Raw genomic sequence first — 13,130 nt, 5'->3', positions numbered from 1 at the left:
TTATAGCCCCCTTTCCTTGATCCACTCTCGAACTTTAATGCCCGACTCAAGACCATTGACGCCAGAAGTCACAATGCGATCGCCATCGTTCAATCCAGAGACGATATGGCGTTTTTCATCGATGACAATGGCAACATTTTCAACAATGCCGTCGCTATTCACACGCCATACAGAGACATCATCCCCATCGGTCATCATTGCTGACGTTGGTATTTTGGTGGCCGCCGCTAACGATGAAACGAGATTTACCGAGCCAGACATACCGGGCAAAATACCCACATCGGTGGGTCTTTCCATTACCATGGTGACTTTGTACGAACCTGTTTTCGGGTCAGCTTCGGTATCCACTTCTTGGAAGGTTAAAACGTAAGAGTTTTCAGGAAACGCATCAAAAACCATGGTTGCATCAATCTCGACCCCTGATGAAAAGCGCGTAATAAGTTGGTCGGGTAATAAGAAGACGACTTTAAGAATTTGATTGGTTTGAATATTCATCACGCCTTGTTTAGCCGCAATGTATTCATGGTTTTCAGCAGGAATGATGGAAATGGTTCCGTCATACGGCGCAACCAAAGTGGTGTAGCGAAGATTCGCGTTAGCTTGATTAAGCACCGCGCGAGCTGAATTGTGGTTCGCTTTCGCTTGGTCGAAATCTTGCTCTGATACCACACGATCTTTACGAAGTTTGATCGCACGTTGATATTGAACATCGGCTAGCTGAAAATTCGCTTTTGCTTGCTTCTCTAGTAGTTGATATTCATCGGGATTTAACTTAGCAAGCTCGTCGCCTTTAGACACGTGCTGCCCAGCGGTCACATCGATGCTCTGCAATAACCCAGGAACACGGAATGCGAGTACCGCTCTGTCACCAGCTTCTGTGGTAGCAGGGAAATTACGCTCAAAGGCATTATTACCGACGGAGACAGTGAAGAGTTTGGCGGGTCTGGACTCAGGTTCAGGCACGGGAGGAAGCTCCTTACCACACCCAGACAACCCAGCTAAGGCAGTCAATAGGACAAGGGAGGCTCTATACATTGGTGATCATCCATATCTATAAATATTTTTATAACATAGATTAATCACATGTAACTTACCAGTCAGCGTAAGATTTATTTAGAGAAAATTATTAAAAAAAATAACGGCTTGGAATAAATTTTCCTAAACCGTTATCTAATCCTTTTTAGGTTTTACCACTACATGTTCTTAAATTCACGATTCACTTTAAACGTATCTGAGGTGACATAAGCTTCCATGTTGCGGACACTGGTCTCTAACTTCTGGAAATCACCCTCTAAAGTGTTCAATAGCGACTCTGCAGTTTGCCCTTTTTCCCAAGGCTTTTGCTTCAGCGTATGCTCTTGTTTCGCCTTCATTTGGTCGACATACTGAGGTGGTTGTTTTTCAAGCATAAATGTCAAAGCTAAATACGCTAATAACACCAGAAAACTACCACCAAGCAGTGCTGCTGAGATAACTAAGATGCGAACCAACCACACTTCAAGGCCAAAATAGTTCGCTAACCCTGCACACACACCAGACAATTTGCCGTTAATCGTGTCGCGATACAGTTCTCTACTCATAGTTTCGTCTCCAGTTAGGCGACTCCGCATCCAGTATTTTTTCTAGCGTTTTCACTCGGTCTTGCATGGATTCGGCTTGCGCAGAAAGCTTATGCAGACGTTGAAGATCCGTTTCAGAAAGACCATTGCTGGATTTCTTCTTGCTGCGGTAATGTAAGAATAACCATAGCGGTGCCACGAAGATTAAAAAGACAATCAGTGGACCTGCAATTAGAAATGTTGACATAGACAACTCCTAGATTATTTATCGCGGTTTTCAACTTGTTGCTTCAGTTTCGCTAGCTCTTTTTCGATTTCATCTTGAGCTTGTAGCTCGGCAAACTCTTGGTCTAAAGATTTTGCGTTGCCAGTCTTAGCGTAAACGTCCGCTTCAGCTTCTAATTCATCCACTTTACGCGAGAATTGCTCAAACTTCGCCATTGCTTCGTTGGTTTTGCTTGAGTGCAGGTGTTTTTGAACATCACGACGGTTGCTTGCCGCATTGTTACGAATCATTAATGCTTGTTGCTTTGCACGAGTTTCTGCGATTTTTGTTTCAAGTTTACCAATTTCACTCGTCAATTTTTCGATGGTTTCATGAACCAAGGTTTGTTCGGTGTGAAGGCTCTTGATGATGTCTTCCAGTTTTTGCTTTTCGATTAGCGCCGCTCTCGCCAAATCTTCGCGTTGTTTGGTCAGGGCAAGTGTCGCTTTATTTTGCCAATCTAGAATCTGTGTTTCGATAGCTTCTACTTTACGCGCTAGCTCTTTCTTGTCAGCAATTGCTTTTGCTGAGTTGGTACGAACTTCAACTAAGGTGTCTTCCATTTCTTGGATAATAAGACGAATCATCTTTTCTGGATCTTCAGCCTTATCTAATAGTGCACTGATGTTTGAATTTACAATGTCTGCAAAGCGAGAAAAAATACCCATGAGGAACTCCTTAATTACAATGATGGCAAATGCGTTTCAAATCGTTGTGCGACTTTATCAATCCACTTGCTCAAAAATTTACGTTTGTTGTTAAACCTACCATAAATAATCCAAGTAGCGTGCCAACTTTTAAGCCATTTATTATCAGTTACTTACAATAAAATGGTGATTAACTCGAACCATGCTATGATGAATTTAGCCAAGTATTGGTATTTTTCACCACTATGGCTCTTACATGACCTCTCCAGCGATTAATTCATACAAGGACCCGCTATGCAGCAGAACCTCATTGGTGAATCACCTAGCTTTCTCTCTGTGTTAGATAAAGTTTCCCAACTCGCACCAATAGAAAGACCCATTCTGATCATTGGCGAACGTGGCACAGGTAAAGAGTTGATCGCACAAAGACTGCATTACCTTTCAAGACGTTGGGATCAACCTTTGATCTCATTGAACTGCTCAACCTTAAGTGAAGGTTTGATTGATTCAGAACTGTTTGGTCATGAATCGGGATCCTTTACGGGTTCGAAAGGGCGTCATCAAGGTCGTTTTGAAAGAGCAGAAGGCGGAACGCTGTTTCTGGATGAGCTGGCGACCACTCCCCTTGCGGTTCAAGAGAAACTACTGCGCGTTATTGAATACGGGCAATATGAACGTGTCGGTGGGCAAAAGGCACTAAGTGCCAATGTCAGACTGGTGTGTGCAACCAATGCCGACTTACCAGACATGGCATTAAAGGGCGAATTCCGAGCAGACCTATTAGATAGACTGGCGTTTGACGTCATTACTATCCCTCCTTTGCGTGAGCGAAAAGAAGACATCATGCTACTGGCAGAATATTACGCCATTAAGATGTGTCGTGAATTGGAATTGGCGTTGTTTGTTGGCTTTGCCCCCTCTGCCGTTGAATCGCTTTTGGATTATTCTTGGCCAGGGAATGTACGAGAACTCAAAAACGTCATTGAGCGAGCTATCTATCAGCACGGAAAAGATCCATATCCTATTGAATATTTGGTGTTTAACCCATTTAAACCCGCATGGAAAACAGAGCAAGATTCCTCTCCGGAAACTGGCAATGAGCCGTCTAACAGCCATACTTCATCAGAGAGCTTGTTTTCTTTGCCGCTTGATTACAAAGCATGGCAAGAACAACAAGACATCAAGCTACTCAACCAAGCCCTCAAACAGAGCAAATATAACCAGAAACAAGCCGCAGAATTACTTGGGTTAACCTACAACCAATTACGTGGAATGGTGAGGAAGTACGCGATTGTCGGACAAGCTAACGATAAATAGCTGTCCACGCTTGATTATTATTTGGAGCCGAATAAATAAAATGTTAAATTGTCCGGATCTTGAGGCTCCTCTAACGCCTCGTTTCGAAAAGTATTTCTTTTTATGAAAGCACTAATAAGACTATCACTGAGCATCTGTACGCTGAGCTTTCTCGCTGGATGTGGTGAGAGTGTGAATCACGAGCAAATCCGTGAAAAAGGCTTCATTTATTGCGGCCAAGGTAATCCTAGTACCTTCAACCCACAGCTGGTTGATAGTGGCATTACCGCAGAATCGCTGAGTCCTCAAATTTTCGATACACTGCTCACTCTTGATCCGATGACGTACCGACCAAAACAGAACTTGGCGACAAGTTGGTCTGTTGATAAATCAGGTACAGAGTACACGTTCAAACTGCGCCCAAATGTTGCGTTCCAAACGACAGACTGGTTCACCCCTACTCGTAGCATGAATGCACAAGATGTGGTGTTTAGCTTTGAACGTGTCATTGATAGTTCAAACCCATTTCATTATGTGGGTGGCGGCCTATACCCGTGGTTTGCCGGAATCGACTTCAAGACCCTGATTGTCGATATCACCGCGGTTGACGACCTAACAGTGAAATTCCAATTAAGTCGCCCAGACAATTCATTTCTCAATAACATCGCCACCAGCTATGCGGTCATTCACTCTAAAGAGTATGCCAATCAGCTCATTGCAGCGGATGAGAAAAATCGAATCGATTCCAATCCAGTCGGCACTGGCCCTTTCTACTTGGATGAATACCAAATCAACGACCTAGTGCGCTTGAAAAAGAACAAGCACTACTGGAAGGGTGAAGTACAAATGGACCAAGTTGTGTTCGATACTTCGCAACGTGGAACAGGCACACTTGCCAAGCTTCTGCGTAGTGAGTGTGACGTGCTCAACTCACCAATTTCTAGCCAAATCCCTATTATTCAGGCTCATGAAGAGTTGAAGATTTCTGCTACTCCGGCGGTTAATGTCTCTTTCATCGCGCTGAATACTGAGCACCCTGCACTGCGTGACTCTCGAGTTCGTAAAGCGCTCAACTTAGCTATCAATCGTCAGAACATTCTTGATTCTGTGTATTACGGTACAGGAACCAAAGCCTACACCTTGCTTCCTCCGACTTCTTGGGCTCACCAAAAAGACAGCGTTCAAGTTCGCTACGACCGAAACTATGCGGTTGCGCTTCTCAAAGAAGCTGGCGTTGAACCTGGGTTAGAGCTTTCAATGTGGGTACCACTAGAGCCACGCGCATACAATCCAAGTCCAAGAAAAACGGCAGAACTTATCCAAGCAAACTTAGCCGATATTGGTATTGAATTGAAACTCTATACCGACGACCGATTTGACCGCACACAGTTGTCCTCTATTTCCTCAACAGACTTGTTGCTTACAGGCTGGATAGGCAATACCGGTGACCCGGACAACTTCTTACGTCCGCTGCTCTCATGCAGCTCTGAGCGTGCAGGGTTAAACGTCTCGATGTGGTGTAATTCAGACTTTGATTTCCTTCTCGACTTAGCATTAGAGATCAATCAACAAAGGCACCGTGTGAACTTGTACCGACAAGCCCAAAACATTCTCAATGAAGAAGTTCCTGTGATTCCTTTAGCTCATGGCGTGCAATTTCGCGTGCACGATCGTTCGCTAACAGGCTTTAAAGCAAGTCCTTTCAATGCCCAACCTTTTGATCAAGTCAGAAGAGAGGTGCAGTAATGTTTTGGTATACATTAAGACGTGTAAACTTATTCGTTATTACGCTAGGAATTCTGACCTTGGTAGGTTTTTCCCTGCTTCGATTAGACCAAACCTCACCTTGGGCAATTCAAGATTTTTGGCCCGGTTGGATTAGCTATATCACTGAATTATCGACGCTAAACTTTGGCCTAAGCAAACACGGTGTGCCTATCATCGATGAGTTGGTCCTGGTGTTCCCTGCAACGCTAGAGCTGTGCTTCTTTGCCTTTGTGTTGGCACTCATCATCGGTATCCCTTTCGGCACCATTGCTGGTATGAGACAAGGTAAATTTGTTGATACCACCATATCGTTCACCTCAATGGCCGGTTACTCTGCGCCTATATTTTGGGTCGCGTTGCTGATGATCATGGTGTTTTCACTGCACTTTGAAATGTTCCCAGTTGGTGGCCGATACGACCTACTTTACGAGATTGAACACGTGACTGGATTCGCGATGATTGACGCCTTTTTTGCCGAGGGTCGCTACCGTGCGCACGCACTACAAAGTGTTATCGAGCACATGGCGTTGCCTTGTCTTGTTTTAGCACTGGCGCCAACGACTCAGGTCATCCGATTGATGAGAGCGTCAGTGGCTGAAGTAATGACGCAAAACTACATCCGCGCTGCGCGAATTAAAGGTCTTTCCACTAGAGAGATCATCACGCAGCACGTGCTAAGAAACGCGATACCTCCGATTATTCCTAAGGTCGGTGTTCAGCTATCGAGTATGTTAACGCTTGCTATTGTTACCGAGTCTATCTTTAACTGGCCGGGCATTGGCCGCTGGTTATTGGATGCCTTATCGAATCAAGATTACGTTTCAATTCAAGCTGGTGTAATTGTGGTGGCTACCTTAGTTTTGACCGCTAATATTCTGTCCGATCTACTGGGCGCGATGATCAATCCACTGGTAAGGAAGGAATGGTATGCTAACAAATAACGTCTACCAAGAAGAACAGATTCCAACCCAGTTCGAACGTTTCTGGCGCAGCTTCCGCAGCAATAATCTAGCTATGTTTGGCTTGTGGTGTTTGGTGCTTATCATTCTGGTCACCGTCACTTCACCGTGGCTAACCCCGCATGATGCACAAGAACAAACCGGTCACCTATTAACGCCGCCCTCTTGGGATCCTGCGGGAACGGTAGAATACTTTTTGGGTACGGATGACTTAGGCAGAGATATTCTCTCTCGCCTAATAATTGGCTCTCAGTTAACCTTCGGCGCCGCGGTGGTGATTACCTTTATCGCAGCCGTCATTGGTTGTCTGATTGGCGTACTTGCTGGTATGACGCGCGGTTTACTATCAAGCACGCTAAACCACCTGCTTGATACTGTTATGTCGATTCCATCTCTTCTGCTGGCGATTATCTTCGTGGCATTCCTTGGCTTTGGGGAGTTTAATATCTTGCTCGCCTTGTGCTTGGCACTGATCCCGCGCTTTATACGCTCGGTGTACATTGCCGTGCATGCTGAAGTAGAAAAAGACTATATTCTGGCTTCTCGCCTTGATGGTGCGAACGATTTTTACCTGCTATGGAACTCAATCCTTCCGAACATCCTTACCGTGATCGCTCTTGAAGTTACGCTGGCACTGTCAGTCGCAATTCTTGATATCACGGCTTTAGGTTTCCTAGGGCTTGGCGCTCAAGCACCGAGTACCGAATGGGGCTCCATCTTGGGTGATTCGGTCGAGTTGATTTACCTTGCGCCATGGACAGTTACCCTACCCGGCTTAGCTATTATGTTTACAGTTATCGTGATTAACCTCGTCGGTGAAGGTGTTCGCCAAGCGCTAAATGCAGGAATCGAATAATGCCGTTACTTGATATTCGACATCTAACCATCGAGATTGAGACCCCTCAAGGGATGGTTAAAGCCGTAGATCGAATGAGTATTACCCTCAATGAAGGGGAAATTCGTGGCTTAGTAGGTGAATCAGGCTCAGGTAAGAGTTTGGTTGCAAAAGCGATCGTCGGAGTATGTAAAGAAAACTGGAAGGTTTCTGCAGACCGAATGCGCTTAGGTAATATCGACCTACTGCAACTGACGCCGAAAGAAAGACGCCGAGTGATCGCCCGCGATATCGCAATGATCTTCCAAGAGCCATCAACGTGCCTTGACCCTTCTGAAAAAGTAGGTAACCAGCTCGTTGAAGCGATCCCTTCCCATTCGTTTGAAGGTCGTTGGTGGCAACGATTTAAGTGGCGTAAGAAGCAAGCGATCGCATTACTACACAAAGTCGGCATCAAAGACCACTCTCGCCTAATGGACAGTTACTCTTATGAGCTGACAGATGGTGAGTGTCAAAAAGTCATGATCGCAATGGCGATCGCTGCCAAGCCAAAAGTCTTGATTGCTGACGAGCCAACCAACGATTTAGACCCAATTACACAGTCTCAAATATTGCGTCTTTTGAGTCGTATGAACCAGATCAATAACACCACCATCGTGTTGATCGGCCATGACTTAACCACCATTACCCAATGGGCGACTCGCATTACCGTGATGTACTGTGGTCAATCGGTAGAATCCGCTGATACACCGAAGCTGTTGGATGCACCAAAGCACCCGTACACCGTTGCTTTGTTAAAAGCGATGCCAGACTTTAACGACTGGATTCCCCACAAGGAGAAGCTCCAGTCTTTGCCGGGGTCAATTCCACCGCTGCAACATCTTCCTATTGGTTGTCGATTAGGGCCTCGCTGCCCATACGCACAAAGGCAGTGTGTCGAGATCCCACATACGAAACGTATCAAGAACCATAAGTTCAACTGTCACTTCCCTCTGAATATGGAGAAGAAAAAGAAATCATGAGTGCATTATTAGAAGTCAGTGATTTGTCTAAAGACTTTACGACTCGCTCTGGTCTTTTCCGTAAAAAGATTCATCAGGCGGTGAAGCCAGTTAGCTTTTCTCTTGAAGCAGGCCAGACAATTGGTTTTATCGGCCAGAATGGTTCTGGCAAATCAACATTAGCCAGAATGCTCGCAGGCATGGTGGAGCCAACCGCAGGCGAGATCCGCGTGAATGGCGAAAAGCTAGAGCACAAAGACTACTCGACTCGTTGTAAGCTGATTCGAATGATCTTCCAAGATCCGAATACGTCACTTAACCCGCGCATTCAGATCGGTCGAATTCTTGAAGGTCCATTAAAGCGAAACACCAACATGCCTCCAGAAGCTCGTATGCGTCGTGTGAAAGACACACTACTGCGCGTAGGCCTTCTACCGGAACATGCGTATTTCTACCCTCAGATGCTTGCTGCAGGCCAGAAACAAAGGGTTTGTTTGGCTCGTGCCTTAATACTTCAGCCATCCATCATTGTTGCTGATGAAGCTTTAAATGGTTTGGACATGGCAATGCGCTCGCAAATCATCAATCTGTTCTTAGAGTTACAAGAAGAGATGGGCGTATCGTTCGTTTATGTATCTCAACACCTCGGTATTGTTAAGCACATTACCGACAAGATTATTGTCATGCATGAAGGCAATGTGGTTGAGAGTGGGGAAACAGATCAAGTGCTAACCAATCCAACTCACCAAATCACCCAAAGATTGGTTGAGAGCCATTTCTCCAAAGCGCCGAACCACTAACCTGGAATCACGCTACATTTAGCAGAGGGGAAAAGTATGTATCGAACAGCTTCAATGCTTCCCCTCTTGTTGGTGCTGTTGTCCTTTAACGCGACAAGCACACCGCTCACATGGCTAGATAGAAGCTTCGTCGAAACTGCCTTTTATAACGTCGCGCTTCAACACGAATACTCCCAAGGCAACAAACCGCTCGCCAAGTGGAAACAACCGATCAAGATTTGGATCGATCATCGAGTGGGCGATGAGGAACTGCATCAAGAGATCACAGAGCTTCATATCAAACACTTATCTGAAGTCACCCAACATCCAATAACAATCGTCAGTAAAGAGTCCGAAGCGAACGTTAAATGGATATACACAAGGCAGAGCCAGTGGGTATCTGAGGCGAAATCGGTGCTCAAGCTCAAATCAACTCAACATTTAAATAGAGCCATCTGCACGGCGGGCTATAGAACCAATTCTAAAGGCGAGATTGTATACGCTGGGATTGTAATCCCGGTTGATCAGGCAAGATCGCGAGGTAAGCTGGTCGCCTGTATCGTGGAAGAGATCACACAAGTTCTAGGCCTGCCGAATGATTCAGATAAAGCCTACCCTTCTATTTTCAACGACCACACGCCAGAAGACTTATTATCGCCGTTAGACGTAGTGCTACTGCAATTGCTGTATGAACCAGAATTGAAAGCTGGAATGACAAAATCTGAAGTAAAACCTATCGTTCGAAAGATACTCAAGAGATACAGCAAAACAGGTGTGCTTCAGCAAGCTTCTAAAGCCGCACAGCAAGCGCCTTTGTATCAGTTGATTGGGTATTGACGAATATACGTTGGAAGTAACTTAGATGGGATAATTGAATGATAGCGCTGCCTAAGAAAGGCAACGCTGACTTACGATGTTACTGTATTACGAAAGAACTAGCGCTTAGCTGCCTGCTTTTTCAATTCGAAGTCGAACTCATCCGGGAACAAGATAACGCCTTCTTCTTGCTCGTTCGGGAATACTACAACAGCAAGTTCGTCGTCTTCTAGACCGTTCGTCCAGCGACTGTGCCATTTGTTCAACGAAATAGACTCAGCTTTACACTCAGACCAATCACCCGTTGCCCATGATTCTGCGAACTCTTGGTTTGGCCATACTGGAACACAATCTTCATCTTCTGTGTTCAGCATTACACAACCGTGTTCATCGGTTAAGATCCATACTTCACGGTTTGCTACGATTTCTTTCACACAGTATTTCAGGCGTTGCTCGCCCGTATACTTGTTGATTTCAGCGATTTTTTTATCGTCTAGCTGTGTAGTCATCTTAATTTCCTACTTTAGTCAGTAACTTTGCTCTTAAAGCTATTTTATGCCGAGTGTTGTTAACTTCAAACATTATCGATGAAGAAGAAAGTCTACTTCAAAGAAAAACGCCTGCTAAATAAGCAGGCGTTTAATATTAAGCGACTTGATTAAACAAGCTCACCTTGTAGCCAAGGCCAGCCTTGCTTCTTACGGCTTAGTGTATTTTCCATCATTAATACGCCGCCTTTCTCGTGCTTAACCAATTTCTCAGCCCACTCACCTTTGTATAGAAGACGAGTTTGAGCAGTAGTGATATCTGTTAGCATTACCGCAGCGAACGCTAGACCGTCTTTCTCACAACGCTCTTCAAGATCAGCTTCTAGCGCTTCGATCATGCCGTCTACTTGCTCAAGAGTCGCAAGTTCAACTTGACCAACAACAACATCACGACCGTTGAATGGGTAGCCTTTAAGGTCTTTTTCTACTAGCTGTGCAGCAGATAGGCCTTCGATGTTTGTTTTTGCGATTAGAAGCGCTTTGATGAATGCATCAACGTCAGTTACGCCAGCAATTTCAGCAAGCTCAGCAACCGCGTCTTTGTCTTTTTGAGTACATGTTGGAGAAGCGAAACCAACTGTGTCTGAAAGAATTGCAGACATCATTAGTTTAGCGATTTGTTGAGAGATTGCGTGACCTTCAATCTTGAACATGTTGAAAAGTACAGTGTTTGTACAACCAACAGGCCAGATCCAAGCTTCCATTGGGTTTACTGTCATCACGTCGCCTAGACGGTGGTGATCAACAATACCTACGATCTCTGCATCAGCAACATCATCTGGTGCTTGTGCTAGATCTGAGTAGTCTACTAGCCAGATTTTCTCACCAGCAACAGAAGTACGAAGCTCTGGCTTTTCAGCACCAGCGACTTCTAGAATGTGTTGAGTTTCGCGGTTGATCTCGCCTTGGCGAATTGGTGTCGCTTCCTCGCCACGAGCCTTAAGAAGCTCAGTTGCAACTAACGCACTACAAATACTGTCACTATCAGGGTTTTTGTGACCAACAACTAAAATCATGTTTCTTCCTATTACACTAACAATTATGACTCTACCTTTAGAGCCTCTCTTTATTAGCCATACTTTACCTCATTTTTTTAGATTGGTCATGTTTCGTGGGTTTAGCCAATAGTAACAATAGATAAAAAAAAACAAATGCAATTGATAATTATTATCATTAGTATATATTTATCTTAAGCCACTAATTTTGAGTAACACCTATGGATCGACTAATCTCTTTTTTGCCAAGCAGTAGTGCTGCGAAAACAACTCAGTTTTCACTGTCATTTAAGCGCCTGCTTTTGCCTGTCTCACTTGCAGCTTTGGTTGCAGCGCCTGCTACGCGAGAACTGACGGTGACTACTTTGTCAGACGCGTTTTGGGCAGTGTCTTGTTATGTTGCTTTAACCTTGGCTATTTACCACTGGTTAAGTCTGTACATAAACAAAGATAACGTCTTCAATAAGCTCGTCCATCAATCTCGTTCAAACCAAGTGGTATTCGCGGCTCTCATGGGCGCGTTGCCCGGCTGTGGCGGTGCGATAGTGGTAACCACACAATTTATCTCGGGAAAACTCGGATTTGGTGCGGTAGTTGCGGTGCTCGTCTCAACCATGGGTGACGCGGCGTTCCTGCTCATAGCGAGCGAGCCTAAGACAGGTTTAGCCATGATGGCGATGGGCGTGATCGTGGGTACTGCGTCAGGCCGAATCATTAACTTGTTTCACGCAGACGACTTCTTACGCCCAAAAAAAGCAGAGAAAAATGAAGTGGTGAGCAGCTGTGCTTCTCAATCTCAAGACAAAGAATCGGTCTCTAAAAAAGCGATAAACCTGCAAGATTACCTGTGGTCTGTACTGATTATTCCGGGTGCTGCCGTTGCCCTACTTGGCTCTTTTCAAGTCGATGTGAACGAGCTGCTCGCTTTGCCTGAAATGTCGATGGAATGGGCGGGGACAGTTTTGCTGATCAGCTCGATGTTTCTGTGGGGGCTAACCCGTGAAATTGAAGATTACAAATCAGCAGTAAGTGAAGATGAGAAATGTTTAGGCTCACATCCACTGCAAAAAACCGCTCAAGACACCAACTTTGTGACAGCGTGGGTTGTGGTTGCCTTTCTTTTCTTTGAATTTGGCTCTGTGATAGCAAATGTTGATTTTGCGACGCTATTCTCAAGCTGGGGCATCATGCTCCCCCTGGCTGGCGTGTTGATGGGTTTGCTACCGGGCTGTGGACCGCAATTATTGGTCACTAGCTTATACCTTTCAGGCGCCCTGCCACTTTCGGCTCAGGTAGGTAACGCAATTTCAAATGATGGTGACGCGCTATTCCCTGCGATTGCGATGGCTCCCAAAGCGGCACTGGTCGCGACCTTATACTCTAGTGTGCCCGCACTAATCTGTGCTTATAGCTACTGGTTTATATTTGAGATCTAACTTGAGTAGAGTTAACTACATAGGCTTCTGTAAGGTCGGTACTTTGTATCGGCCTTTTTGTTTCCGTCTGCTTAAGTCTTTCCACAGGTTCTTTTTACATTCCCTTCCTGCTTCACTGCTTCTACCACCTCTCTCAAACAGCGCGTTACAGCCTGTCTCAAAAACGCCCTCTATTAGCCCTGTATAATGCTTATTTAGAAACACCAACACTGATATCAAAAATACAA

14 protein-coding genes are annotated in these 13,130 nt (G+C 45.1%); 8 read left to right on the top strand and 6 right to left on the bottom strand.

The window, feature by feature from the left end; all coding sequences use genetic code 11:
• The 4 genes from AB4351_RS05960 to pspA form a co-directional block, all read right to left on the bottom strand.
• On the bottom strand, positions 1–1,035 hold the full coding sequence (locus AB4351_RS05960; protein WP_029235302.1) for an efflux RND transporter periplasmic adaptor subunit: 1,035 nt from the start codon (positions 1,033–1,035) through the stop codon (positions 1–3).
• A gap of 158 nt (positions 1,036–1,193) precedes the next feature.
• A complete protein-coding gene (gene pspC, locus AB4351_RS05955) occupies positions 1,194–1,580 on the bottom strand; it encodes an envelope stress response membrane protein PspC (protein ID WP_017065334.1) in 387 nt (128 codons plus the stop codon).
• Positions 1,573–1,806 (bottom strand): envelope stress response membrane protein PspB, encoded by a 234-nt coding sequence (pspB, locus tag AB4351_RS05950; protein WP_004734605.1) that lies wholly within the window; start codon positions 1,804–1,806, stop codon positions 1,573–1,575. Before pspB ends, pspC begins: the two co-directional genes overlap by 8 nt.
• Before the next feature lie 14 nt (positions 1,807–1,820).
• The gene (pspA, locus tag AB4351_RS05945) at positions 1,821–2,492 is read right to left on the bottom strand and encodes a phage shock protein PspA (RefSeq protein ID WP_010440091.1); all 672 of its coding nucleotides are present in this window, start codon (positions 2,490–2,492) and stop codon (positions 1,821–1,823) included.
• Positions 2,493–2,765: 273 nt separating this feature from the next.
• On the opposite strand from pspA, the gene pspF reads away from it, so the two are divergent.
• From pspF to AB4351_RS05910, 7 genes are all read left to right on the top strand, one after another.
• Positions 2,766–3,788, top strand: a complete 1,023-nt coding sequence (gene pspF, locus AB4351_RS05940; RefSeq protein ID WP_372125345.1) for a phage shock protein operon transcriptional activator — start codon at positions 2,766–2,768, stop codon at positions 3,786–3,788.
• 102 nt (positions 3,789–3,890) lie between these two features.
• Entirely contained in the window at positions 3,891–5,513 is a 1,623-nt protein-coding gene (gene sapA, locus AB4351_RS05935; protein ID WP_017060308.1) for an ABC transporter substrate-binding protein SapA, read from the top strand.
• On the top strand, positions 5,513–6,475 hold the full coding sequence (locus tag AB4351_RS05930; protein WP_017060307.1) for an ABC transporter permease subunit: 963 nt from the start codon (positions 5,513–5,515) through the stop codon (positions 6,473–6,475). Before sapA ends, AB4351_RS05930 begins: the two co-directional genes overlap by 1 nt.
• The gene (locus AB4351_RS05925) at positions 6,462–7,349 is read left to right on the top strand and encodes an ABC transporter permease subunit (RefSeq protein WP_102320257.1); all 888 of its coding nucleotides are present in this window, start codon (positions 6,462–6,464) and stop codon (positions 7,347–7,349) included. The genes AB4351_RS05930 and AB4351_RS05925 overlap by 14 nt, the downstream gene beginning before the upstream one ends.
• Positions 7,349–8,350 (top strand): oligopeptide/dipeptide ABC transporter ATP-binding protein, encoded by a 1,002-nt coding sequence (locus AB4351_RS05920; RefSeq protein WP_017060305.1) that lies wholly within the window; start codon positions 7,349–7,351, stop codon positions 8,348–8,350. The genes AB4351_RS05925 and AB4351_RS05920 overlap by 1 nt, the downstream gene beginning before the upstream one ends.
• Complete coding sequence (locus tag AB4351_RS05915) at positions 8,347–9,129, top strand: ATP-binding cassette domain-containing protein (protein WP_017060304.1); 783 nt, start codon at positions 8,347–8,349, stop codon at positions 9,127–9,129. Before AB4351_RS05920 ends, AB4351_RS05915 begins: the two co-directional genes overlap by 4 nt.
• Positions 9,130–9,165: 36 nt before the next feature.
• Complete coding sequence (locus AB4351_RS05910; RefSeq protein WP_102320258.1) at positions 9,166–9,945, top strand: DUF2927 domain-containing protein; 780 nt, start codon at positions 9,166–9,168, stop codon at positions 9,943–9,945.
• Positions 9,946–10,043: 98 nt separating this feature from the next.
• Here AB4351_RS05910 and AB4351_RS05905 read toward each other — a convergent pair whose 3' ends face one another.
• The gene (locus AB4351_RS05905; RefSeq protein ID WP_004734596.1) at positions 10,044–10,433 is read right to left on the bottom strand and encodes a DUF2750 domain-containing protein; all 390 of its coding nucleotides are present in this window, start codon (positions 10,431–10,433) and stop codon (positions 10,044–10,046) included.
• Positions 10,434–10,582: 149 nt separating this feature from the next.
• Positions 10,583–11,488 (bottom strand): manganese-dependent inorganic pyrophosphatase, encoded by a 906-nt coding sequence (locus tag AB4351_RS05900; protein ID WP_017065328.1) that lies wholly within the window; start codon positions 11,486–11,488, stop codon positions 10,583–10,585.
• A 200-nt stretch (positions 11,489–11,688) separates the two neighbouring features.
• Here AB4351_RS05900 and AB4351_RS05895 point away from each other — a divergent pair, with 200 nt between their 5' ends.
• A complete protein-coding gene (locus tag AB4351_RS05895) occupies positions 11,689–12,903 on the top strand; it encodes a putative manganese transporter (protein ID WP_372125343.1) in 1,215 nt (404 codons plus the stop codon).
• Positions 12,904–13,130 lie beyond the last annotated feature (227 nt).

It is taken from the genome of Vibrio sp. 10N.261.51.F11, from assembly GCF_041471665.1.
Taxonomy (GTDB): domain Bacteria; phylum Pseudomonadota; class Gammaproteobacteria; order Enterobacterales; family Vibrionaceae; genus Vibrio; species Vibrio crassostreae_C.
Note: the sequence above shows the minus strand (reverse complement) of the source record. Positions and strands in the feature narration are given on the sequence as shown.

Bases quoted from the DNA above. Each gene is read 5' to 3' on its own strand.
- AB4351_RS05960 (WP_029235302.1), bottom strand. From the start codon at position 1,035: ATGTATAGAGCCTCCCTTGTCCTATTGACTGCCTTAGCTGGGTTGTCT.
- pspC (WP_017065334.1), bottom strand. From the start codon at position 1,580: ATGAGTAGAGAACTGTATCGCGACACGATTAACGGCAAATTGTCTGGT.
- pspB (WP_004734605.1), bottom strand. From the start codon at position 1,806: ATGTCAACATTTCTAATTGCAGGTCCACTGATTGTCTTTTTAATCTTC.
- pspA (WP_010440091.1), bottom strand. From the start codon at position 2,492: ATGGGTATTTTTTCTCGCTTTGCAGACATTGTAAATTCAAACATCAGT.
- pspF (WP_372125345.1), top strand. From the start codon at position 2,766: ATGCAGCAGAACCTCATTGGTGAATCACCTAGCTTTCTCTCTGTGTTA.
- sapA (WP_017060308.1), top strand. From the start codon at position 3,891: ATGAAAGCACTAATAAGACTATCACTGAGCATCTGTACGCTGAGCTTT.
- AB4351_RS05930 (WP_017060307.1), top strand. From the start codon at position 5,513: ATGTTTTGGTATACATTAAGACGTGTAAACTTATTCGTTATTACGCTA.
- AB4351_RS05925 (WP_102320257.1), top strand. From the start codon at position 6,462: ATGCTAACAAATAACGTCTACCAAGAAGAACAGATTCCAACCCAGTTC.
- AB4351_RS05920 (WP_017060305.1), top strand. From the start codon at position 7,349: ATGCCGTTACTTGATATTCGACATCTAACCATCGAGATTGAGACCCCT.
- AB4351_RS05915 (WP_017060304.1), top strand. From the start codon at position 8,347: ATGAGTGCATTATTAGAAGTCAGTGATTTGTCTAAAGACTTTACGACT.
- AB4351_RS05910 (WP_102320258.1), top strand. From the start codon at position 9,166: ATGTATCGAACAGCTTCAATGCTTCCCCTCTTGTTGGTGCTGTTGTCC.
- AB4351_RS05905 (WP_004734596.1), bottom strand. From the start codon at position 10,433: ATGACTACACAGCTAGACGATAAAAAAATCGCTGAAATCAACAAGTAT.
- AB4351_RS05900 (WP_017065328.1), bottom strand. From the start codon at position 11,488: ATGATTTTAGTTGTTGGTCACAAAAACCCTGATAGTGACAGTATTTGT.
- AB4351_RS05895 (WP_372125343.1), top strand. From the start codon at position 11,689: ATGGATCGACTAATCTCTTTTTTGCCAAGCAGTAGTGCTGCGAAAACA.